Here is a 23,266-nt window from a genome sequence, read left to right as displayed (position 1 = left end):
GTAGCAAGCCTCGCCGTCTCGGATGCGGCATTTCTGGAACAGGTTCTACTTTTGCATATCCACGGGACGATGTAACGCCCCGCGCTCGCTTCCGGGCCGTCGCAACGGGTGGGCCTCGCCGCGTCTCGCGTCCACTGCGAGAACGTACGGCCGGCGCTAGCCTTAGTGCTGACCGTTTGGTCGGCGTGGCTATTGAATGGTGGCGATCATGTTTGACCTTTTCCGACGAGGATCGTATTGGGGCTGAATCGATTTGGCGCCGCGCTAAGTGCCATGACAGCCGTCGCCCTGGCGTTGTCGGGCTGCGGAAGCAATGACAACGGCGCGGGGCCGGGCACGCCGCCCGGCAAGGTGAGCTGCGGCGGGAAGAAGACGCTGAAGGCCAGCGGGTCGACCGCCCAGGCCAACGCGATGACCCGCTTCATCAAGGCATTCGAGCAGGCCTGCCCCGGCCAGACGCTGAACTACACGCCCAACGGCTCCGGAGCGGGGATCGGCGAATTCACAGGAAATCAAACGGATTTCGCCGGGTCGGACTCGGCGTTGGCCCCCATCGAATACTTCGCGGCGCGGCAGCGCTGCGGTTCACCGGCGTGGAATTTGCCTGTGGTGTTCGGGCCGATCGCGGTCACCTACAACGTCACGGGTGTGACTTCGCTGAATCTGGACGGCCCTACGGCCGCGAAAGTGTTCAAGGGCGCCATCACGTCCTGGAACGATCCGGCGATTCAGGCGTTGAACCCCGGCGTCGCGTTCCCCGCCGAGCCGATTCGGGTGATCTTCCGCAACGACCAGTCCGGCACGACAGACAATTTCCAGAAGTACCTGGACTCGGCAGCCAACGGCGCCTGGGACAAGGGCATCGGAAAGACGTTCAACGGCGGCGTCGGTGAGGGGGCCAGGGGCAACGACGGCACGTCGGCGGCGGTCAGGGCCACCGAGGGGTCCATCGCTTACAACGAGTGGTCGTTCGCCCAGGCGCAAAAACTCAACATGGCCAAGATCGTCACATCGGCCGGCCCGGATGCCGTGGCGATCAGCGCCGCCTCGGTCGGCAAGACGATCGCCGGTGCCGACTTCGTCGAGGAGGGCAACGACTTGGTCGTCGACACCTTCTCCTTCTACAAGCCGACCCAGCCCGGCTCGTATCCGATCGTGCTCGCCACATATGAGATCGTCTGCTCGAAGTATCCGGATCCCCAGGTCGCCGCTGCTGTGAAGGCTTTCCTGCAGAGCACCGTCGGTGCGGGACAGAACGGCTTAGCCGACAACGGCTACATTCCCGTTCCGGAGTCCTTCAAGTCGCGGTTGTCGGCGGCGATCGACGCCATTTCGTGAGCCTTCCCGCATTTGTGCGCGGCCGCCCGCAAGCCGTCCTAGCCAGCGACAATCGGCCGACAGCAATTTGCCCAACGTTAACCTTCTTGCTGTTAGCTTCGTTGCTGCGCGAGACGCTGGTCGCCGGACAGCGGCTAGAAGAACGTCGGCAATCATGTTTCATCCCTACCGTTAGGAAGTGACTTGAAACTCAACCGATTCGGTGTCGCGATGAGCGTCGTGACCGCTGGTGCGCTGGCGTTGTCGGGCTGCGGAAGCGATAACAACGCCGGTGGCGGAAGCGCCACGAGCGGTTCGTCGTCGGGCAAGGTCGCCTGCGGCGGAAAGAAGACCTTGAAGGCCAGCGGGTCGACCGCCCAGGCCAACGCGATGACGCGCTTCGTCAACGCCTTCGAGCAGGCCTGCCCGGGTCAGACGCTGAACTACACGGCCAATGGCTCCGGCGCGGGAATCAGTGAATTCAACGGCAACCAAACCGATTTCGGCGGATCGGACTCGCCACTTGCTGCCAAGGAGTACGCGGCGGCGCAGCAGCGTTGCGGCTCACCGGCATGGAATCTGCCGGTGGTGTTCGGCCCCATCGCCATCACCTACAACGTCAAGGGCCTGAGTTCGCTGAGCCTCGACGGCCCGACGGCGGCGAAGATCTTCAACGGCGCCATCACGACGTGGAACGACCCGGCCATCGCGGCGCTCAACTCCGGTGTCACTTTGCCCGCCGAGCCGATTCACGTGGTGTTCCGCAACGACGAATCCGGCACCACGGACAACTTCCAGAAGTACCTCGACGCCGCCTCCAACGGCGCGTGGGGCAAGGGCGCCGGAAAGACGTTCAAGGGCGGGGTCGGTGAGGGGGCCAAGGGCAACGACGGCACGTCGGCGGCGATCAAGGCCACCGAGGGATCCATCACCTACAACGAGTGGTCGTTCGCTCAGGCGCAGAAGCTGGACATGGCCAAGGTCGTCACCTCTGCCGGTCCCGACGCGGTCGCGATCAGCTCCGATTCGGTCGGCAAGACGATTTCCGGCGCCAAGATCAGCGGGCAGGGCAACGACCTGGTGCTCGACACGCTCTCCTTCTACAAGCCGACCCAACCCGGGTCGTACCCGATCGTGCTGGCGACGTATGAGATCGTTTGCTCGAAGTATCCCGATTCGCAGGTCGGCACAGCGGTGAAGGCGTTCCTGCAAAGTACGATCGGTGCGGGGCAGAGTGGCCTGGCCGACAATGGGTACATCCCCATTCCGGATTCGTTCAAGTCCAGACTGTCGGCTTCGATCAACGCCATCACGTGATTTGAGGTGGTCGTGACCCGAGGAGCGGTAGCCAGCCCGTCGACTCCGAAAAAGCCTGAGCTCAAGGCGCTGGGCGCGCCATCAGGTCGGCGGGGCGACCGGCTGTTCAAGCTGACGGCTGCCGCTGCCGGGTCGACGATCGTGGTCGCGATCCTGCTGATCGCGGTGTTCCTGCTGATACGTGCGGTTCCGTCGTTGCGCGTCAACCACGCGAACTTCTTCACCAGCGCCCAGTTCAGCACCACCGACCCGGGGAAGCTGGCGTTCGGCATCCGTGACCTCTTGATGGTCACGGTGCTCAGTTCGGTCACCGCGCTGGTGGTGGCGGTGCCGGTCGCGGTCGGGATCGCGGTATTCCTCACCCAATACGCGCCCAAGCGGCTGGCCCGCCCGTTCGGGGCGATCGTCGACCTGCTGGCCGCGGTGCCCTCGATCATCTTCGGGTTGTGGGGCATCTTCGTGCTGGCGCCCAGGATCGAGCCGGTCGCGGCGTTCCTCAATCGCCACCTGGGCTGGTTCTTCCTGTTCAAGCAGGGCAACGTCTCGCTGGCCGGCGGCGGCACCATCTTCACCGCGGGCATCGTGCTCTCGGCGATGATCCTGCCGATCATCACGTCGGTCTCCCGGGAAGTGTTCCGGCAGACTCCGCACATCCAGATGGAAGCCGCGCAAGCGCTGGGGGCCACCAAGTGGGAGGTGGTGCGGATGACCGTGCTGCCGTTCGGCCGCAGCGGCGTCATCGCGGCGTCCATGTTGGGGCTGGGCCGGGCGCTCGGCGAGACGGTGGCGGTCCTGATCATTTTGCGCTCCGCCGCACGCCCGGGAAATTGGTCGCTGTTCGACGGCGGCTACACGTTTGCCTCGAAGATCGCCTCCGCGGCAGCAGAATTCAGCGAACCGTTGCCTACCGGGGCCTACATCGCCGCGGGATTCGCGTTGTTCGTCTTGACGTTCGTTGTCAACGCGCTCGCGCGCGCCATCGCCGGCGGGAAGGTCAACGGATGACGGCCAGCGTGTTCGACCGGCCGGTCAAAACCCAGGCGTTCCGGCCCGTCAGCGTGCGGCGCCGGCTCACGAACAGCGCCGCGACCATTTTCTTCGTCGCCTCGTTCCTCATCGCGCTGGTGCCGCTTGTCTGGGTGCTGTCGGTGGTGGTGGCCCGGGGTTGGTACGCGGTCACCCGAACGGGTTGGTGGACCCACTCGCTGCACGGCATCCTGCCGGAGCAGTTCGCCGGCGGCATCTATCACGCGCTGTACGGAACCGTCGTACAGGCCGGCGTCGCCGCCCTGCTGTCCGTGCCGCTGGGCCTCATGACAGCCGTCTTCCTGGTGGAATACGGCTCCGGCCGGCTGGTGCGGCTGACGACGTTCATGGTCGACGTGCTCGCCGGGGTGCCCTCTATCGTTGCGGCCTTGTTCATCTTCAGCCTCTGGATCGCCACCCTGGGATTCCAGCAGAGCTCGTTCGCCGTGTCGCTGGCGCTGGTCTTGTTGATGCTGCCGGTGGTGGTGCGGTCCGCCGAGGAAATGCTGAGGTTGGTGCCCGACGATCTGCGCGAAGCCAGCTACGCGCTCGGGGTTCCCAAGTGGAAGACCATCATGCGGATCGTGTTCCCGATCGCGATGCCCGGCATCGTGTCCGGTGTCTTGCTGTCCGTCGCGCGGGTCGTCGGCGAAACCGCCCCGGTGCTGGTGCTCGTCGGCTACAGCCGGTCGATCAACGTCGACATCTTCCACGGCAACATGGCCTCGCTCCCGCTGCTGATCTACACCGAACTCACCAATCCCGAGCGGGCCGGTTTCCTGCGCATCTGGGGCGCGGCGCTCAGCCTGATCATCATCGTCGCGGTGATCAACCTGATCGCGGCGGCGACCCGGTTCCTGGCGACCCGCCGGCGCTGACCACGCGGCGGCTGCGCGTCAGGATTTCGACGCGGCCTTCTTGGCGGGAGCCTTCTTCGCCGGTGCCTTCTTCGCGGCCGTCTTTTTGGCGGCGGTCTTTTTGGCGGGTGCCTTCTTCGCGGGAGCCTTACCGTTTCCGGAGCGCGCCTTCACGCTAGCTTCCAGCTTGGCCAGCAGGTCGGAGACGTCCTCGGTCTCGTCGAGTTCCTTGGGTTGCTCCTCGGTGGTAAAGGCTTCGCCGCCTTCGAGTTTCGCGTCGATGAGCTCCTGGAGCTGCTCCTGGTAGGTGTCGTGGTAGCGGTCCGGATTGAAGTCTTCGGCCATCGACTCCACCACCTGACCGGCCATCTTGAGCTCCGCCGGCTTGATTTCGACTTCCTTGTCCAGCACCGGGAAGTCGGGGTCGCGGATTTCGTCGGGCCACAGCAGGGTGTGCACCATCATCACGTCGCGCTTGCCGAAGTCCTTGACCCGCAACGCCGCCAGCCGCGTCTTATTGCGCAGCGTAAAGTGCACGATCGCCATCCGATCGGTCTCGGCGAGCGTCTTTGCCAGCAACACATAGGATTTCGACGACTTGGAATCCGGCTCCAGGAAGTAGCTACGGTCGAACAACATGGGGTCGACCTCTTCGGCGGGAACGAACTCCAATACCTCGATCTCGCGGCTGCGTTCTTCGGGCAGGGTGGAGATGTCGTCGTCGGTGATGATGACCATCTGCCCATCGTCGGATTCGAACGCCCGGGCGATGTCGCGGTATTCGACGACCTCGCCGTCCACCTCGCAAACGCGTTGGTATCGGATGCGGCCGTTGTCCTTGGCGTGCACCTGATGGAACTTGATGTCGTGGTCCTGGGTGGCGCTGTACACCTTGACCGGGACGTTGACCAGCCCGAACGCGATCGAGCCCTTCCAGATGGAGCGCATGTAAGTCAGTATGCCCATACTGTTCGCCGGCTAACAGGACGCGGGGCCGTTGCGCCGCAGCTCGTGACCGCATCGAGGCCTGCCGAGAAGCTACGGCCCGTTTGCCTTGGCCCGCAGGTCGGCGCGAGAGGGGAGGTCTGCCCCAGCGCGGCCCACGGTCACGGCGGACGAAAGGCCGGCCGCCTCGAGCGCTTCCGCGAGGACGTTGATCGGGATGTTGCGCAGGGCGGCCCGGCGGTCGGCGCCCAATAAGTTCATGCCCCAGAGCGCATCGAGCAGGCCCACCGCGAAGGCGTCACCGGCGCCGACGGTGTCCACCACCCGGACCGGCCTGGCGGCCGCGCGTGCCTCGCCGGCGGAGCACACGGCCAGCGAGCCGCGGGCGCCCATCGTCACCACGACGATCGCCGGCCCCGACGCCAGCCAGCTTCGGGCGGTCTGCTCCGGTTCGTGATCGGGGTCGATCCAGCGCAGGTCCTCGTCGCTGACCTTGACGACGTCGCTGAGCTCCACCAGGCGTGCGATGCGGGCACGCGCCGAGGCCGGGTCGTCGATCAGCGACGGCCGCACGTTGGGGTCGAAGGTGACCGTAGCCGAGAGGCGGTAGGTCTCGATCAACGCCGCAACGGCCAGGCAGCCCGGCTCCCGCACGGCGGCGATGGACCCGGTATGGACGAACAGCGGTGGCGGAACTTCCGGTGTGCCGGAGAGCCGCCAGTCCAGATCGAACACGTAGTCTGCCGAACCGTCCTGGGCGAGAGTCGCGACCGCAGTCGGTGTCCGGGTAGCCGCAATGCTGCCCGGGACTAGCTGTGCGCCAGCAGTTTTCACGTAGTCGACGATGCGCCGGCCATATGGGTCGTCGGCGATGTGGGTCAGGAAGTCGACCTCGCGGCCCAGCCGGGCGAGTCCGACGGCGACGTTGAGCGGACTGCCGCCGACGTGCTCGTGGCCGTCGACGATGTCGATCAGCGACTCGCCGATCACCAGCCCGCGCGTCATCGCACCAGGGCCTCCAGAGTCGCCCGAGCTCCCTTGGCGTGCAACGAATCCAGCGCCCAGCAATACGCCTCGACAAACCTCGGTTGGTGGGCCAGATCGCAGAACACGGCGGTCACCTCGACGAACGCGGTGGGATTCTGGTGTTGCGACCGGGCGATCGGGATGAGCGAATCCGCGAGCTGGTCCACCACCTCGTAAGGCTTACCCCATTCGTCGGTGCCCTCGGCGTAGCGCGCCCAGCTGGCCGCCGCCGCGGCGGCCAGTTGAACCGGCCCGCCGGTGGCCAGGTTGTCGCAGATGACGGGAAACAGCCATTTCGGGATCCGGTCCGACGAGTAGGCGCAGATGCGCGCGACGGTGTCGCGCACGGCCGGGTTGGCGAACCGTTCGACCAGCGTGCGGCCGAATTCGTGCAGGTCGATTCCCGGCACCGGGGGCAGGGTGGGGATGGCCTCGGTGTCGAAGTACGAGAGCAGGAATTCGGCGAACAGGGGATCGCGCGCCGCCTCGTGGACGAACTGGAAGCCGCACAGATGAGCGAAGTAGGCCAAGCACTGATGCCCCGCGTTGAGCAGCCGCAGCTTCATCAGCTCGTACGGGCGCACGTCGTCGACCATCAGCACCCCCGCTTGCTCCAGCGGCGGGCGGCCATCGGCGAAGTCGTCCTCGATCACCCAGGCGGTGAAGGGTTCGGCAACCACCGGCCACCGGTCATCGACGCCGAAGTCACGCCGCACCTCCGCGGCCATCTCCAAAGTCGTTGCCGGAGTAATGCGGTCAACCATCGAACTAGGGAACCGGGCGTGTTCGGCCACCCACTCGGCCAACGCGGGATCTCGGCGTTCGGCACTGGCGAGCACGGTGCGCCTGGCGACTTCGCCGTTGCTCTCGATGTTGTCGCAGGAGACCACCGTCGGCGCGGGGACTCCCCGATCGCGCCGCCGGGCGAGCGCCTCGGTGATCAGCGCGAACGCAGGCCCATCGGGGTCGCGGTACCCACCTTCGGTGATGGTCAGCGAGATGATCCGGGTCGACGCCGCGGCGAGCACCTCTAACGCTGATTCCGGATCGTCCGGAGCGTAGCGGTAGTCAACGATCGACCCGATGACTTGGGCATCCCGACTCCCGTTGGGATTCTCCAAGATCAACGTGTACAGCCCGTCCTGGCCGTTGAGAACGTCGCGCATGGTCCAGTCGGCGGGCATCACCCCTACGCCGCAGATGCCCCAGTCGTGCGCCAGGCCCTGCTGCATCAGCAGGTTGAGGTACGCAGCCTGATGCGCCCGGTGGAAATGACCGGCGCCGATGTGCGCGATGCCGACGGTCACGCTGCCGCGGTCATAGTTCGGCGCCTCGATCGGCAGTTCTGGAAGCGACGCATTGTTCAGGTTGATCGCGCTAGCCACCATTGGCCAACTCCTCACCGGGCCACGGCCCGGACTGTCACCGGGCTCGTGGCGCCTCTCGACGGTAGATGTCCTACGCGAGGTGGGAACCCCCGGCCGGCACGGCCGACAACAGCAGGACATCGGCAAGCGCACGCCACGAATCGGTGATCGCGACTGCGCCGGCATCAATCAATTCCTTTCGGCGGCAATCCCGTTCGTCAGGCAACACGAACATCAGGTTGCCTACGGTGGCGAAGCCGGCTGCGACCGCGGAGCTCACCCCGGCCACGGAATCTTCGATCGCCAACCCTTGCTCCACTGCGACGCCCAATACCTCGCCGGAATGTAGGTACACCGCGGGGTCGGGTTTGCTTGTCGGCACCGGAAGTGAATCCTCCGCGCTGAAAGTCACGGCCTCCGGTATCAGCGAGTCGATGCCGGTGGCCGCGAAGCAGGCGCGCAGACGCTTGGTGGCGCTGGAGCTGACGGCCGCCAGCGCGTAGTGCGGTGCGAGGTCTCGCAGCGGTTGCAGCACATGCGGGTCGGGGGTCAGGGTGACCGCCAGATGAGCGGTGACCCGTTCGCGCTCTTCGCGCACCCACTGCTCGAGTTCGTCGGCGGACAACGCGTTGCCGCTCGCCATCTCACCGGCTGAGGCGACCACCGCCGCGGGGAGGCCGTCGGCCAACGCCGGGTCGAGCGGTAGTTGGCACTCGACCGCCAGGCCCAGCGCCATGGCGCGAAAGTTCTTCCCTACGGCCCGCTTACGCAACTCCTCGGAGTCGAGCGGAGCCGTCACCCCGAACCTGGCCAGGAAACGATTCATCACCTCGGTCGACGCCTCGAACGCCGGCCGCTCAGAAGCGAACAGGTTGTCATCGGCATCGCACAGCAAAGTCGTGATCGGTGCCGGGTCGAAGGTGCGCACGAAGGTCAGCCCGTCGGTCATCGTGCCACCAGCTCTCGCGCGTCGTTGCGCATCGCGTCGCGCAGCGTGGGCACCACGCCGCGCGTGTCGATCTGCGCAATCATCTCGCCGAGGCGGTCCGCAAAGCCGGGAACCGCTCGCAGCTCGGCGAACATCGCATGCCGCAGCAGCGGATCGGGGTTGTTGCCTGCCATGTTGGCCAACTTAGCCACCGGTATCGCCTGCGAGTCTTCGAGGCGCAGCTTGCGGCCCATGAGGTCGTGGCCGCGCATATACCGGGCCCATCCCGCAACGGCCAACATCAGCAGCGTGTGGGGTCTACCTTGCGCGATCGCCTCCTGCAGGGAGGGCAGCACGAACGAGGTGATTTTGCTGGTTCCCCGCCGGGCCAGCCGCGACAATTGGTCGCTCATGCGGGGGTTGCCGAGGCGATCGAGCAGGGTGGCGCGGTATTCCGGGGTGTTCATCCCGGGGACTGCGGGCAGCAGCGGCTGAATTTCGTCGCGCAGCAGCCTCTCGACGTAATCGAAGATGACGCGGTCGCGCATCGCTTCGTCGGTGCGCTGGTAACCGGCCAGCGTGGCCAGGCACGCGAGCGCGATATGGGTTCCGTTGAGCAGGCGCGTCTTGATCAGCTTGTGGTCGCTGACATCGGCAACGAATTCGGCACCGACCTCCTCGAGCGGCGGCCGCCCGTTGCTGAACGAATCCTCGATCACCCATTGGCGATACGGCTCGGTCACCACCGGACACCTGTCGGCCACGCCGAACGTCTGCTCGACGAATTCGCGCTCGGACGTCGAGGTTTGCGGGGTGATGCGATCGACCATGGTCGACGGGAACGCGACATGCCTTTCGATCCAGCGGGCAAGCCCCGGATCCTTGCACGCGGCGAACGACACCAGCGCGGTTCTCGCCGGCCGGGTGTCGCCGGGAATGTTGTCGCAGCAGAGCACGGTGAACGGCGCCAAGCCCGCGCGGCGGCGCCGATCGAGAGCTTCGGCGAGATATCCCCACGCGGTGGCGTAGCCGTCGGACGCGACCAGGTCGGCGCGCACGTCAGGGTGGTTCGCGTCGAACTCGTCGGTGACCGGGTCCAGGAAGTAGCCGTTGTCGGTGATGGTCAGGCTGACGATTCGGGTTTGGGGGTCGGCCAGAGCGGCGCGGACCGCCGCGCCGTCATTCGGTGCGTAGTGGACGGAGCCGATCGATCCGACCACGCGGGCGGTCTGGCCGTCATGGCCGCGTTGCACGACGGTGTAGAGGCCGTCCTGCGCCGACAGCAAGTCTTTGGCGCCGGGGGAGTGCAGGCTGACGCCGGTAACGCCCCACCGATGCGAAATGCCTGAGCGGGCAAGGTCGTCGAAGTAAACGGCCTGATGTGCGCGGTGGAAATTGCCCGCGCCGATGTGAACGACACCGCGTTGCAGTGCCGACCTTTCGTAGGTGGGTATCGCGATTCGCTGGGAGTGCAGTTGCAGGGTGGCATTGCTGAGGGGGACGCCGCCTTCTGGACGCCGGGACATTATGCGCATCGGTATCCCGTGCCCGACGTGCCCGCGGGTCTAACGCCTTCGTAATCGATGTCACAGAAATTTACGTTTGAGACATAATCCGTGGTGGGAAGCCATGATCGCTGCTCAGGCGCGTAAGTTGACTCTCATGGCACCGCGGGTGAAGCTCACCAACGCCGACAAGGTGCTCTACCCCGCCACCGGCACCACCAAGCGGGACGTCTTCGACTACTACACCCGGATCGCCGAGGTGATGATCCCGCACATCGCGGGGCGCCCGGCCACCCGCAAGCGCTGGCCCAATGGCGTCGAACAGGATTCGTTCTTCGAGAAGCAACTGGCCTCGTCGGCGCCGGACTGGCTGCCGCGCGCGAGCGTCACGCACCGGTCCGGAACCACGACGTATCCGATCATCGACAGCCCCGAAGGGCTGGCCTGGATCGCGCAACAGGCCGCGCTGGAAGTGCACGTGCCGCAGTGGCGGTTCGTCGCGGAGTGGACCCGAAGCAAAGCCGAAGAGCTGAAGCCCGGTCCGGCCACCCGATTGGTGTTCGACCTCGACCCCGGTGAGGGCGTGACCATGGCTCAGCTCGCCGAGGTGGCCCATGCCGTGCGCGATCTCATCGGCGGAATCGGGTTGACCCTGTTTCCGCTCACCAGCGGCAGCAAAGGCCTGCACCTCTACGCACAGCTGGCGGAGCCGGTGAGCAGCAAGGGGGCGACGGTGCTGGCGAAACGGGTTGCCCAGCAACTGGAAAAGTCGATGCCCAAGCTGGTCACGTCGACCATGACCCGGAGCCTGCGGGCGGGAAAGGTGTTCCTGGACTGGAGCCAGAACAACGGGGCGAAGACGACCATCGCGCCGTATTCGTTGCGCGGGCGCGAACATCCCACGGTCGCGGCGCCGCGCACGTGGGAAGAGCTCGCCACCCCGGCGTCGCTGCGTCAATTGCGCTACGACGAGGTGCTGGACCGGGTGGCGCGCGACGGGGATCTGCTGGCGACACTGGACAACGACGTTGCCGTCGCGGATCGGCTGACCAAGTACCGCAGCATGCGCGACGCGTCGAAAACGCCGGAACCCGTCCCCCGGACGAAACCGGCCACGGGCCAAGGCAATTCCTTCGTCATCCAGGAGCACCATGCCCGCCGGCTGCACTACGACTTCCGGCTGGAGCGCGACGGCGTGCTGGTGTCGTGGGCGGTGCCGAAGAACCTGCCCGAAACCACATCGGTGAACCACCTGGCGGTGCACACCGAGGATCATCCGCTGGAGTACGCGACCTTCGAGGGCAACATCCCCAAAGGGGAATACGGGGCGGGAAAGGTGATCATCTGGGACTCCGGGACCTACGAGGCGGAGAAGTTCCTCGAGAACGAGGTCATCGTCAATCTGCGCGGTAGCAAGGTTTCCGGCCGCTACGCGCTGATCCAAACCAGGGGCGACCAGTGGCTGGCGCACCGGATGAAAGACCAGAAGGTCTTCGACTTCGACGGGATCGCACCCATGCTCGCCACCCACGGCTCGGTGAATTCGTGCAAGGCGAGTCAGTGGGCGTTCGAAGGTAAATGGGACGGCTACCGGCTGCTGGTCGAAATCGACCACGGTGTCCTGCGGGTGCGGTCCCGGCGCGGTCGCGAGGTCACCAACGAATATCCGCAATTACGTTCGCTCGCGGCAGATCTCGCCGATCATCACGTGGTGCTGGACGGCGAGGCCGTCGTCTTGGACGCCGCCGGGGTGCCGAGCTTTCACGCGATGCAGAACCGCGGCCGCGGGAGCCGAGTGGAATTCTGGGCGTTCGATGTGCTGTATCTCGATGGCCGTTCGCTGCTGAGGGCTCGCTACCAGGACCGCCGAAAGTTGTTGGAAACACTCGCGAGTGGCAGTGACCTCATCGTGCCCGAGTTGTTGCCGGGCGATGGGAAACAGGCGCTGGAGCACTCGGGCAAGCACGGCTGGGAGGGTGTGGTCGCCAAGAAGCGCGACTCCACCTATCAGCCGGGCCGACGCTCGGCATCCTGGATCAAGGACAAGCACTGGAACACTCAGGAAGTCGTGATCGGCGGCTGGAAGGCCGGGGAGGGTGGCCGCAGCAGCGGCATCGGCTCACTGCTGATGGGCATTCCCACCGACGGTGGCCTGCACTTCGCCGGGCGGGTCGGCACCGGGTTCACCGAACGTGACCTGGCGAACTTGAAGAAGACCCTGGCGCCGCTGCACACCGACCAATCCCCCTTCACCCCACCGCTTCCCCGCAGCGAGGCCAGGGGCGTGACCTACGTCGAGCCGGTGCTGGTGGGCGAGGTGCGCTACAGCGAGTGGACCCCCGACGACCGGTTGCGTCAATCGAGCTGGCGCGGACTGCGTCCGGACAAGGAACCGAGTGAGGTGGTGCGCGAATGAAATGGGTGACCTACCTTGACGCCGACGGCGAACGCACCGGGGTGCTGTCCGGTGACGCCATCCACGCGATGCCCGCCGGCGTGACGCTGCTCGGTCTGATCGGCCGTGGCGCCGAAGGGTTGCGCGCCGCCGGCGAGGAGGCGCTGCGCGCGCCGGCGGCCACCGTGCCCCTGGGCGCGGCGCGGCTCTTGGCCCCGATCCCACGGCCGCCGTCCATCCGTGACTCGCTGTGCTTTCTGGACCACATGCGCAACTGCCAGGCCGCGCTGGGCGCCGGGCGAACGCTCGCCGACACCTGGTACCGCATACCGGCTTTCTACTTCGCCTGCCCGGCAACGGTTTTGGGACCCTACGACGACGCCCCCACCGCGCCCGGAAGTGCTTGGCAGGACTTCGAATTGGAGATCGCCGCGGTCATCGGGACCGGTGGACGGGATCTCTCGGTCGAGGAAGCCGAACGCGCCATCATCGGTTACACCATCTTCAACGACTGGTCGGCGCGTGACCTGCAGCAAATGGAAAGCCAACTCGGGATCGGGCAGGGCAAGGGCAAAGACAGCGGCGTCACGCTGGGCCCGTACCTGGTGACGCCCGACGAGCTCGAGCCGTATCGCCGGGACGGCAGGCTCGACCTGAGGGCGACCGCCCTGGTCAACGGTGCCGTGATCGGGTCGGGGTCGACCGCCCAAATGGATTGGACCTTCGGCGAAGTCATCTCCTACGCCTCGCGCGGCGTGACGCTCGTCCCCGGTGACGTCATCGGCTCCGGCACGGTGCCGACCTGCACGCTGGTCGAGCACCTGAACCCGACAGCGCTGGAGTCGTTCCCCGGCTGGCTGCACGACGGCGACGTCGTCACGCTTCAGGTCCAGGGGCTCGGCGAGACCCGGCAAACCGTGCGCGCCAGCGGCGCGCCGCATCCCCTGGCGGCCCGGCCCAATCCGGACGCGGCGCCAGCCCCGCGGCGGGTGAACCGGGCGCCCGCGAAGGTGCCCTACACCCGTGGCCTGCACGAGGTCGCCGACCGGGTGTGGGCGTGGACGCTGCCCGACGGCGGCTACGGGTGGAGCAACGCCGGACTGGTGGCCGGCGATGGGGCGTCCCTGCTCGTCGACACCCTGTTCGACCTGGCGCTGACCCGCGAAATGCTCACCGCGATGCGGGATATCACCTCGTCGGCACCCATCACCGACGCGCTGATCACCCACTCGAACGGTGACCACACCCACGGCAATCAACTGCTCGACGCCTCGGTGCGGATCATCGCCGCGCGGGGCACCGCCGACGAGATCGCGCACGGGATGGCGCCCGAGATGCTGGCGATGGCGCAGACCGCGAACCTCGGCCCGGTCGCCACCCCCTACACGCGAGACCGCTTCGGGCACTTCGACTTCAGCGGCATCACGGTGCGCAACGCGGATCAAACGTTCGACCGGGAGCTGACCATCGAGGTGGGCGGGCGGCGCATCGACCTGCTGAACCTGGGGCCCGCGCATACCGCCGCGGATTCGGTGGTTCACGTGCCCGACGCGGGGGTCCTCTTCGGTGGCGACCTGCTGTTCATCGGCTGCACCCCGATCGTGTGGGCCGGCCCGATCGCCAACTGGATCGCCGCGTGCGACGCGATGATCGCGCTCGACGCGCCGACAGTGGTACCCGGCCATGGCCCCGTCAGCGACCCGGACGGAATCCGCGCAGTCCGTGGGTATCTCGCGCACGTTTCCGAACAAGCTGAGGCCGCCTACCGCCGGGGGCTGTCGTGGTCCGACGCGGCGGACACCATCGACCTCGGTGAGTATGCGACTTGGCTGGATGCGGAGCGCGTGGTCGTCAACGTCTACCAGCGGTACCGCGAACTCGACCCCGACACCCCGCAGCTGGAGGTCATGGCCCTGCTGGTGATGCAGGCCGAGTGGCTGGCCAAGCGGGGCTAAAGCCGCACGGCCCGGACGAATTTGATCGTGGTGGCCGGTACCTGCTCTTCAGCCTGGCCCAACTCCGGCAGCCCGGCAGCGGAGAACAGGTCGGTGAGCCGGGATTCGGTGGTGTCCCAACCGTTCTCATGCAGATGGGCGGCGACGTCGGTGTGCTCGCCCGGGTACGCCAACTTGCCCAGGTCCATGTCGAGCCCCCACCGTCGCCAGCCTTCGTTCATGTGCCGGGCTTGTTGCTGGGCCTCAGGCGACGTCCCGGTCACCGTTCCGTAGTCGGCGGCGAACCTGCTGCCCTCGGCGGACAGCGGGATGATGGAGTCCAGCAGCCGGACCTCGGCCTCGGGCGGGAGCCATCCGATGAGCACGCCCTCGGCGAGCCAGGCCGTCGGATGGGCCGGATCGAAACCCGCCTCCTGTAGCGCCGCCGGCCAGTCGTCGCGCAGATCGATCCCCACCTCGCGAAGCTTGACGGTGGGCGCCGCCCCGATCTCGGACATCGTCGCCGCCTTGAACGCGATCACCTCGGGCTGATCGATCTCGTACACCGTCGTCCCGATCGGCCAGCGCAGCCGGTAGGCGCGGGAATCCAGTCCCGAAGCCACGATCACCACCTGCAGCAGCCCTGCTTGGCCGGCCGCCGCGAAATAGTCATCGAAGTATCGGGCGCGGGCGGCGAACGTGTCGACCATCCGAGGAAACCCGACGCTCTGCTCGAGCTCCCCGGAATCCAGTTCTCCGCTGGCCAGCTTGGTGAACACATCCAATCCGACGGCACGCACCAGCGGCTCGGCGAAGTCATCGGTGACGACCGGCTGCGGACGCTTGCTCGCGGCGGCCCTGGCGGCGGCGACCATGGTGGCCGTCGCTCCCACGCTGTTGGCGAGGTCCCAGCTGTCACCTTCGGTTCGTGCCATGGTTTCTCCTTCGATGTGGCGGCCAAACTACGGTATGCCCCGTCGGTGAATATCGCGTCGCTTACGGTTCCCGTATGCCCGCAGTGGAATTGGAAACCCTCGAAGGCGGCATCGCCCGCATCACCCTGAACCGGCCCGAGCGCCTCAACGCCATCGACGGATCCCTGATCGACGGCGTGGACCGAGCCTTGGACGTCCTCGGCGGCGGCGACTTCCGGGCCGCGATCCTGACCGGCGCCGGACGCGGATTCTGCGCCGGGGCCGACCTGAGCGGCACCGGAGAGCCGTGGACCAAGCCCAGGCCGTCGACCCCGCCGTTCAAGGTCAACTACGACTCCCAGGTCCGCTTGGCCGAGCTGTTCATCCGTATCTATGAGCTGCCCATCCCGGTGATCGCCGCCGTCAACGGCGTGGCCGTCGGGGGAGGGCTGGCGTTCACGCTGGTGTCCGACATCCGTGTTGCTTCCGATGCGGCCAGGTTCTCCTCGGCGTTCATCAAGGCGGGCTTCTCGTCGATGGATATGGGCACCAGTTATCTGCTGCCGAAGATCGTCGGCGCGGGAGTGGCGCGCGAACTCATGCTGACCGGCCGCATCATCGACGCGGCCGAGGCCTACCGCATCAGGCTGGTACACGAGGTCGTGGCCCCCGACGAGCTGATGGCGGCCGCGCTGAAGGTCGCCCGGTCGATCGCCGAGAACAACGCCTACGGCGTATGGCAGACCAAGATCGGGCTCAACGCGGCACTGGACGCGCCAAGCCTGCGGCATGCCATCGAGATCGAGAACCGCACCCAGATCCTGACCGGTTTCACCAACAACCCGTCCGAGGCGGCCAAGGCGCACCGGGAGAAGCGGGCTCCGAAGTGGGATCCGCTGTGACCGCTGGCTAGACCTTCGCGATGACGTTCTCGGCGAACATCTCGAGGTTGCGGATCTTGTTCTCCAGCGGCTCGGTGTCCTTTCCCTTGATGTAGGGGATGCGGAACCCGACGATGGCGTCGGTGACGCCCTTGTCTTCGAGCCGTTTGATCCCGTCGACGGTGTACGCGTCGGCCGAGATGACGTGGATCTGGAACGGCCCGGTCTTGCCGGCTTCTTCGCGATACCGCTTGAGCTTGGCGATGAGCGCGTCGAGTTCTTCGGGGTCACCGCCGCCGTGCATCCAGCCGTCCAGCCGGGCCGCGCGGCGCAGCGCGGCGTCGGCATGCCCGCCGATCAGCACCGGGATCGGCTGGGTGGGGGCGGGTGTCATCTTGGTCTTCGGGATGTCGTAGAACTCGCCGTGGAATTCGAAGTAGTCACCGCTGGTAAGCCCCTGGATGATTTCGATGCATTCGTCCATGCGCTTGCCGCGCCTGGCGAACGGGACGCCCAGCAGTTCGTAGTCCTCCGGCCACGGGCTCGTGCCGACACCGAAGCCCACCCGGTTGTTGGTCAGTGCGGCCAGCGAACCGATCTGCTTGGCCACCAGCGCCGGCGGCCGGATGGGCAGCTTGAGGACGAAGAAGTTGAAGTGCAGCTTCGTCGTCACCGCCCCCAATGCCGCTGTCAGGACGAAGGTTTCGATGAACTCCTTGCCATCCAGGAACTCGCGATCGCCGTCGGGCGTGTACGGGTACTTCGAGTCCGACTCGAAGGGATAGGCGATGCTGTCGGCGATGGTCATGGCGTGGTACCCGGCCGCCTCGGCCGCCTGGGCCAGCGGGATGTAATACCTGTAGTCGGTCATCGCCTCCGCGTAGGTGAACCGCACGTCATCTGCCTTCCTGGAAACGGGTCGTCACACGAGATTAGAACGTGTTCTAGTTCTACCCGTGCCCGGGTTCCCAGCACAATAAGGCGTCAGAGCTGGTTCTCTGGCCCGATGACCGCCCACACCGTCTTGCCGGCCGCGGTGGGCGTGCTGCCCCATGTGCGGGACAACGCGTCGACGATCGCCAAGCCGGACACGTCAATGCCGTTCGCCGGCGACGGCAGCCGCACGGCCGGCGCGTGGCTGCTGTCGGACACCGCGATGGTGGCCGTCGCGCCATGGCTCTCGATGCGCATCACGGGGAAGCTCGCGGTGTGTTCTAGCACGTTCTCGACGAACACGTTGACCACCACCAACGCGACCGGGATGAGTGTGGACTGCGACCAGGCGGTGAGCCATTCGCGGACCAGGCGACGCGATTCGCGCAGGCTGGTCAGGTCGGCGGGCAGCTGGGCGTCGGCGCGGCGCACGGCACGCCGGCTCTGCTGACCGAGCGCCTTCATCGCCGCCTTCTCGGTCGAGTAGACCGGCATGAAGTAGGCGACGCCGCTGCGGGTGATCGCCTCGCGTGTCCCGCGGTGCGCGCATACCAGCACGATCGGCACGTTGGGGTTGCCGCGAACCTGCCAGTGCGCGCCGATGAAGGTCGACCACGCCAATTCGGCGAGCACCTTGAGCGCGGAGATGTTGACGATGACGGCCGCGGGCTCGGCCAGCGTGGCCTGCAGGATGTGGTCGCGCAACGCCGAGGAGTTGGTCGTGTCGAGCACACCGTCGACGGTCAAAATCGCCACCGATTCATCCGTGCGCGTCGCGACGGCCAGCGAGCTGGAGGACTCGGCTACCGAGCTCACCACCGGAAACCCTTCGCGTTCGCCGGCCGAGGGTGGCGGGGCGCACGGGCTACCGGCGGGATCCGGAACGCAGGCGACGTCGCAGTCCGGCTGTTCAGCTGGGTCCTGTCGTCCGGTTCCATCGCTGCTCCTCGAATTGCGGCCGGGCCAACTGCTTGAGTATCCGCCCTCAGCGGCAAAAGTCTAATTCGGGTTGACCGGCGCGGACGCCGCCAGAAAGCGCGGTCCGCTGGGTCGGCGGCCCGGGCGCACGCCACGGGCGGCCCGGTATGGGTGAGGCGCGTGCTAGTCCCCACCCGCTCGAGGCCCCCGTCTCTACCGCGCCGAACACGATGTTCGAATTCGCTGCGCAGCACGCGCATCCCGACGGATTACCACCTTCCGGCGGAGCCCAAACGCGAAAATCGACCCGAAATCAGGCGATGAGCAGGGGAAAGCCGCGGGTCAGGTTGGCACGTACGGCGGGGCGCCCACCCCGGCGACCGAGTGCGTCCCCCACGGCGTTTGTTCGACGATCCGCGCGGCGGCGCTGCGCGCGCCCACGGTCAACGTCGCGGTCCGCGCTTGCCTGAGCGCCTGCTCGGGCAGCGGCCGCGACGGCGAACCGAACAGCGTTCCCTGCCAGTGGTAGCGGCCGTCGATCGGGTCGAGGTGGCCGGTGAGCCGGACCCGCACCGGATGGCTGGTGCCGCCGATTTCCAGCGTCGCCGCGCCGTCATAGGTGTCGCCGCGATCGGGCGCGCTGGCCGAAAGGTCGAAGGCGGACGCCACCGGAGGAGGCTGGTCGGGTGTGAGCTGGGCTCGCTCATTGAACACCCCCAGGCTGCTGGCGCGCACCTCGATGCGGGTGCTGCCCGTGCGCTCCATCATCCGCAGGCAGTCGGCGACGTACCGGCCCTGCGCTTCCACGTCGGGCCCGGTGATGAAGAAGTAGTTGGGGAAGCCGCGAACCGCCACGCCGTAGAAGGGCTCCATGCCGTCGCGCCAGGCCTGCCGGATGGTCAGCCCGCCGGCACCGATCAGCGTGCGATCGGCCGGCTCCTCGCGGACCGAGAAGCCGGTGCCGTAGACGATGGCATCGACGCGGTGCTCGATGCCATCCCCGGTGCGGATGCCATAAGCGGTCACCGCCTCGATCGCCGACCCGGCCAGCGTGACCCGAAGACGCGCGTCGGTTGGCCGGATGCGGTGACGCAGCCAGCGTGTGGCCCGCGTCGGCCACGACGGGAGCTCGGTGACCACGCGGCGGGGCGAGTGGGCGAAGACGGTGACCGACGCCGCCGCCTCGACCAGCCGGCGGAGGTGGTGACCGGCGGCGGTGTCGGTGCCGACCACCGCGATGCGCTTGCCGGACGGATCGAAGTCGGGGTCCCAGGCGGCCGCGTGAAACGACACGCCCAGAAACTGATCGCGGCCCGCGATGTCCGGCAACCAGGGAGCGAAGGGTGCCCCGTCGGCGGCGATGACGGCACGCGCCCGCACATCCTCGCCCGCGGCCGTCGTCAGCAGCCAGCTATCCGTGACGTCGTCGAACCTTGCCTGAACCGCCGACGCCGGCCCATCCAGAACCACGCAGTCGGTGACGCCGGCCGCCGGCAATGCCGCGCTCGCGCCGGCGTGCGCACCCAAGATGGCCACGGGACGGCGGGGCTCACCCGGGCCGCGCGGCCGCGTCACAGAAACCTGCTGCGCTTCCAGCCGCGGCGGGCGATGGGACCCAGCAGACCCACCTCGGACAGGAACGCCGCCAGCGGGGCGAAACCGGCCACCTGCATCTCACGCCGATGCGGGCTGGTCCGGGCGACTCGTCGCGCCCGCTTCGGGTCTAGGCCCGTGCGCGCATAGGGGACCGGGTTGCTGAACAGGTAGTTGAAGAAGTAGCCGCCCAGCCCGTTGATGTTGGCCATGAACCAGCGGTTCATCCGGGGCATTTCGGCCACGCGTTTGCGGGCGCCGTCGCGGGCGAACTGGATGTGGCGCGCTTCCTCGGTGACGTGAATCCGCATGAGGCGCTGGATGATTGGCTGCAGCTCCGGGTCGTCCATCATCTGGCGCTGCAACGAGTCGAAGATCTCCTCGCCGATCAGCGCGGCCACCCAGAGCATCGAGCCGCGCTGAAAAGCCAGCGGAAGCGCGTTGATGATCATCCGATGAAACAGCCGCGGCCGCACCGGCTTTGCGCCGATGCGCTCGATGGCCTTGCCGAACATGACCATGTGACGGGTCTCGTCGCCCAGCTCGGTCAGCTTGTAATGGGTCGACCGGCTCGTGGGGTCCTCGTGCAGGATCGTGCGCAGCAACGCTTGATTGAGCATGTTCTCGAACCAGATCCCGGCCGACAGCGTGTTGACCAGCTCTTGGCGCGACAGCTCGATCTGTTGCTCGCGGGTCATCTCGTCCCACATCGGGGTGCCGTAAAGCGACACCAGCCGCGGCGGCAGGTAGAACTTGTCCGGATCCAGCGGGGCGTCCCAGTCGATGTCGACGATCGGTTCGTAGGACTTCCTGACCGAGCCCCTGAGCAGGCGGTCGGAGAACTCCTCACGACTCGGCCCGCTCGACTTGACCGCAGTGGTGGTCATCGCTGGCGTCCCTTCATTGGGTGCTTCAGACGGTACCCATGGTACTGGGTACTTTTGGTCCCGACTAGGCCCTGAAGGTTTCGATTCGGCAATCTGATGCAAGCAACGAGGAGGGTTTCTTGGGCCCGCACATCCACGTCATCGGCGTCGGCGCCGGCGACCCCGCCTACGTGACCGTTCAGGCGATCGAGGCGCTCAACGACACCCAGGTGTTCTTCGCGATGGACAAAGGCGAGGCGAAAAGCGACCTGGTGGCGCTGCGGCGCGAGATCTGCGCCCGGTTCATCCGCGAGCCCGGCTACCGCTTCGTCGAGCTGCCCGACCCCAAACGGTCGGCCGACGCCGACTACCGCGAGGCCGTCTCGGACTGGCACGCGGCGCGGGCGCGGGTCTGGGCGGGCGCCATCGCCGCCGAGTTGGGCCGCGACGGCGTCGGCGCCTTCCTGGCCTGGGGCGACCCGTCGCTGTACGACAGCACGCTGCGCATCCTGGAAGCCATCAAGGACGAGCTCGAGTTCACCTTCGACGTCATCCCGGGCATCACCGCGGTCCAGGCCCTGACCGCCCGGCACCGCATACCGCTCAACGAGGTCGGGGAGCCGGTCCTGATCACCACCGGCAGGAAGTTGCGCGCGCACGGCCTGCACGGATCGGCGGTCGTGATGCTCGACGCCGAGTGCTCCTTTCGGACGTGCCCGCCCGACACCCACATCTGGTGGGGCGCCTACCTGGGCACCGTCGACGAGCTGTTGGTGGCGGGCACCGTCGGCGAGGTCGCCAGCCACGTCGCGGAACTGCGGGCCGAGGCCCGGGCGCGGCACGGCTGGATCATGGACACCTATTTACTCAGACCGGCAGACTGAAGGGCGTGCCCGAACTGCCCGAGGTGGAAGCCCTGGCCGACCATCTGCGCCGCCACGCCGTCGGCTTGACGATCGGCCGCGTCGACGTCGGCGCGCTCTCCGTCCTCAAGACCTTCGACCCGCCGCTCAGCGCGCTGCACGGACAACCCGTGACGGAGGCTCACCGGTGGGGCAAGTACCTCGGGTTGCAGGCGGGGGAGCTGTACTTGATCACCCACCTGTCGCGCGCGGGGTGGTTGCGGTGGTCGGACAAGCTGGCCGCGGCGCCGCTCCGGCCCGGCAAGGGTCCGATCGCGCTGCGCGTGCACCTGGGTACGCCCGGCGAGGCGCCGGGCTTTGACCTGACCGAGGCCGGCACCCAGAAGCGGCTGGCCGTGTGGCTCGTCGACGATCCGCAGGCGGTGCCCGGCATTGCCGCGCTCGGCCCCGACGCGCTGGAGCTCAGCGTCGACGACCTCGCCGGCCTGTTGGCCGGCAATACGGGTCGGATCAAGACGGTCATCACCGATCAGAAGGTGATCGCGGGCATCGGCAACGCGTACAGCGACGAAATCCTGCACGTCGCGAAGATCTCCCCGTTTGCGACCGCGGGCAAGCTGACCGATGAGCAGCTCGCCACGCTGCACGACGCGATGGTGTCCGTCCTGCGCGATGCGGTGAGCCGGTCCGTGGGCCAGGGGGCGGCCACGCTCAAAGGCGAGAAGCGCTCCGGACTGCGGGTGCATGCCCGCACCGGCCTGCCCTGCCCGGTGTGTGGGGACACCGTGCGTGAAGTTTCCTTCGCGGACAAGTCTTTTCAATACTGTCCGACATGCCAGACCGGCGGCAAGGTGCTGGCCGACCGGCGGATGTCACGGCTGCTCAAGTAGGCGACGGCTCGCGACTTGACACCTGTCGATATGCTGCCCGGATGACTCGTCAGAAGATCCTCATCACGGGTGCCAGTTCCGGCTTGGGCGCGGGCATGGCGCGAGCGTTCGCCGCCAAGGGCCGCGACCTGGCGTTGTGCGCCCGGCGCACCGACCGGCTGGACGAGCTGAAAGCCGAACTGTCGCAACAGTATCCGGACATCAAGATCGCTGTGGCGGCGCTGGATGTCAACGACCACGAGCAGGTGCCGAAGGTGTTCGGCGAACTCAGCGACGAACTCGGCGGTATCGACCGCGTCATCGTCAACGCCGGGATCGGCAAGGGCGCGAAGCTGGGCTCGGGCAAGCTGTGGGCCAACAAGGCGACCCTCGAGACCAACCTGGTGTCCGCGCTGGTGCAGATCGAGACCGCGCTGGAGATGTTCAACAACGCCGGTTCGGGCCACCTCGTGCTCATCTCGTCCGTCCTCGGCAACAAGGGAGTGCCGGGCGTCAAGGCCGCGTACGCCGCGAGCAAGGCCGGGCTGAGTTCGCTGGGCGAATCGCTGCGCGCCGAATACGCCAAGGGGCCCATCAAGGTTTCCGTGATCGAGCCCGGCTACATCGAGTCGGAGATGACGGCCAAGTCGAACAGCACAATGTTGATGGTGGACAACGAGACTGGCGTCAACGCGCTCGTCGCCGCCATGGAGCGTGAGCCAGGCCGGGCGGCCGTGCCCTGGTGGCCGTGGGCGCCGCTGGTGCAGGTGATGCGGGTGCTGCCGCCCCCGCTCACCAAGTGGTTCGCCTGA

20 protein-coding genes and 1 pseudogene are annotated in these 23,266 nt (G+C 67.0%); 11 read left to right on the top strand and 10 right to left on the bottom strand.

Going from position 1 to position 23,266, the window contains the following annotated elements; genetic code table 11:
• Positions 1-237 precede the first annotated feature (237 nt).
• The 4 genes from pstS (A5709_RS05580) to pstA all read left to right on the top strand — a co-directional run bounded on the left by pstS (A5709_RS05580) (position 238) and on the right by pstA (position 4,538).
• A complete protein-coding gene (pstS, locus tag A5709_RS05580) occupies positions 238-1,338 on the top strand; it encodes a phosphate ABC transporter substrate-binding protein PstS (protein WP_067945481.1) in 1,101 nt (366 codons plus the stop codon).
• Between the two features lie 183 nt (positions 1,339-1,521).
• Positions 1,522-2,634 carry a phosphate ABC transporter substrate-binding protein PstS gene (gene pstS / locus A5709_RS05575; protein WP_067945479.1) on the top strand — a complete coding sequence of 371 codons (1,113 nt, stop codon included), beginning with the start codon at positions 1,522-1,524 and terminating at the stop codon, positions 2,632-2,634.
• Positions 2,635-2,640: 6 nt separating this feature from the next.
• Positions 2,641-3,639, top strand: coding sequence for a phosphate ABC transporter permease subunit PstC (gene pstC, locus A5709_RS05570; RefSeq protein WP_067945477.1), 999 nt, complete (start codon positions 2,641-2,643; stop codon positions 3,637-3,639).
• Positions 3,636-4,538, top strand: a complete 903-nt coding sequence (pstA, locus tag A5709_RS05565) for a phosphate ABC transporter permease PstA (RefSeq protein WP_067945475.1) — start codon at positions 3,636-3,638, stop codon at positions 4,536-4,538. Before pstC ends, pstA begins: the two co-directional genes overlap by 4 nt.
• Positions 4,539-4,556: 18 nt before the next feature.
• Here pstA and A5709_RS05560 read toward each other — a convergent pair whose 3' ends face one another.
• The 5 genes from A5709_RS05560 to A5709_RS05540 all read right to left on the bottom strand — a co-directional run bounded on the left by A5709_RS05560 (position 4,557) and on the right by A5709_RS05540 (position 10,309).
• Positions 4,557-5,465: a Ku protein gene (locus A5709_RS05560; RefSeq protein ID WP_067945473.1), complete on the bottom strand. Its 909-nt coding sequence runs from the start codon at positions 5,463-5,465 to the stop codon at positions 4,557-4,559.
• 90 nt (positions 5,466-5,555) lie between these two features.
• On the bottom strand, positions 5,556-6,467 hold the full coding sequence (locus A5709_RS05555; RefSeq protein WP_067945470.1) for a carbohydrate kinase: 912 nt from the start codon (positions 6,465-6,467) through the stop codon (positions 5,556-5,558).
• Positions 6,464-7,876: a mannitol dehydrogenase family protein gene (locus A5709_RS05550; protein WP_067945469.1), complete on the bottom strand. Its 1,413-nt coding sequence runs from the start codon at positions 7,874-7,876 to the stop codon at positions 6,464-6,466. Before A5709_RS05550 ends, A5709_RS05555 begins: the two co-directional genes overlap by 4 nt.
• A 70-nt stretch (positions 7,877-7,946) precedes the next feature.
• A complete protein-coding gene (locus A5709_RS05545; RefSeq protein ID WP_068118613.1) occupies positions 7,947-8,804 on the bottom strand; it encodes an HAD family phosphatase in 858 nt (285 codons plus the stop codon).
• Positions 8,801-10,309 (bottom strand): mannitol dehydrogenase family protein, encoded by a 1,509-nt coding sequence (locus A5709_RS05540; protein WP_197520083.1) that lies wholly within the window; start codon positions 10,307-10,309, stop codon positions 8,801-8,803. The genes A5709_RS05545 and A5709_RS05540 overlap by 4 nt, the downstream gene beginning before the upstream one ends.
• Positions 10,310-10,445: 136 nt before the next feature.
• Here A5709_RS05540 and A5709_RS05535 point away from each other — a divergent pair, with 136 nt between their 5' ends.
• Complete coding sequence (locus tag A5709_RS05535) at positions 10,446-12,704, top strand: ATP-dependent DNA ligase (protein WP_231971988.1); 2,259 nt, start codon at positions 10,446-10,448, stop codon at positions 12,702-12,704.
• A complete protein-coding gene (locus A5709_RS05530) occupies positions 12,701-14,638 on the top strand; it encodes a fumarylacetoacetate hydrolase family protein (RefSeq protein ID WP_068008964.1) in 1,938 nt (645 codons plus the stop codon). The genes A5709_RS05535 and A5709_RS05530 overlap by 4 nt, the downstream gene beginning before the upstream one ends.
• Here the strand turns inward: A5709_RS05530 and A5709_RS05525 are convergent.
• On the bottom strand, positions 14,635-15,552 hold the full coding sequence (locus tag A5709_RS05525; protein WP_068008961.1) for an SAM-dependent methyltransferase: 918 nt from the start codon (positions 15,550-15,552) through the stop codon (positions 14,635-14,637). The genes A5709_RS05530 and A5709_RS05525 overlap by 4 nt on opposite strands.
• A gap of 74 nt (positions 15,553-15,626) precedes the next feature.
• Here A5709_RS05525 and A5709_RS05520 point away from each other — a divergent pair, with 74 nt between their 5' ends.
• Entirely contained in the window at positions 15,627-16,433 is an 807-nt protein-coding gene (locus tag A5709_RS05520) for an enoyl-CoA hydratase/isomerase family protein (protein ID WP_067945457.1), read from the top strand.
• Positions 16,434-16,440: 7 nt separating this feature from the next.
• On the opposite strand, the gene A5709_RS05515 is transcribed toward A5709_RS05520, so the two are convergent.
• From A5709_RS05515 to A5709_RS05500, 4 genes are all read right to left on the bottom strand, one after another.
• Complete coding sequence (locus A5709_RS05515; RefSeq protein WP_067945455.1) at positions 16,441-17,307, bottom strand: LLM class flavin-dependent oxidoreductase; 867 nt, start codon at positions 17,305-17,307, stop codon at positions 16,441-16,443.
• An 89-nt stretch (positions 17,308-17,396) separates the two neighbouring features.
• Entirely contained in the window at positions 17,397-18,161 is a 765-nt protein-coding gene (locus tag A5709_RS05510; protein WP_068008958.1) for an STAS domain-containing protein, read from the bottom strand.
• A 444-nt stretch (positions 18,162-18,605) separates the two neighbouring features.
• Positions 18,606-19,592, bottom strand: a complete 987-nt coding sequence (locus A5709_RS05505) for a DUF4873 domain-containing protein (protein WP_231986930.1) — start codon at positions 19,590-19,592, stop codon at positions 18,606-18,608.
• Positions 19,593-19,834: 242 nt separating this feature from the next.
• Entirely contained in the window at positions 19,835-20,743 is a 909-nt protein-coding gene (locus tag A5709_RS05500; protein WP_067945451.1) for a diiron oxygenase, read from the bottom strand.
• A gap of 119 nt (positions 20,744-20,862) precedes the next feature.
• On the opposite strand from A5709_RS05500, the gene cobF reads away from it, so the two are divergent.
• The 4 genes and pseudogenes from cobF (at position 20,863) to A5709_RS05485 (ending at position 23,266) form a co-directional block, all read left to right on the top strand.
• A complete protein-coding gene (gene cobF / locus A5709_RS05495) occupies positions 20,863-21,606 on the top strand; it encodes a precorrin-6A synthase (deacetylating) (RefSeq protein ID WP_067945450.1) in 744 nt (247 codons plus the stop codon).
• A gap of 5 nt (positions 21,607-21,611) precedes the next feature.
• Positions 21,612-21,854: pseudogene (locus tag A5709_RS28720) on the top strand (DNA-formamidopyrimidine glycosylase family protein); the annotation flags it as partial.
• Positions 21,855-22,007: 153 nt separating this feature from the next.
• Positions 22,008-22,475: a zinc finger domain-containing protein gene (locus A5709_RS28715; RefSeq protein WP_231986929.1), complete on the top strand. Its 468-nt coding sequence runs from the start codon at positions 22,008-22,010 to the stop codon at positions 22,473-22,475.
• 41 nt (positions 22,476-22,516) lie between these two features.
• Positions 22,517-23,266, top strand: a complete 750-nt coding sequence (locus A5709_RS05485) for an SDR family oxidoreductase (RefSeq protein WP_067945445.1) — start codon at positions 22,517-22,519, stop codon at positions 23,264-23,266.

It is taken from the genome of Mycobacterium sp. E1386 (genome assembly GCF_001672745.1).
Lineage (GTDB): Bacteria > Actinomycetota > Actinomycetes > Mycobacteriales > Mycobacteriaceae > Mycobacterium.
The sequence above is the reverse complement of the archived record's forward strand: the minus strand, read 5'-3'. Positions and strand labels throughout refer to the sequence as shown.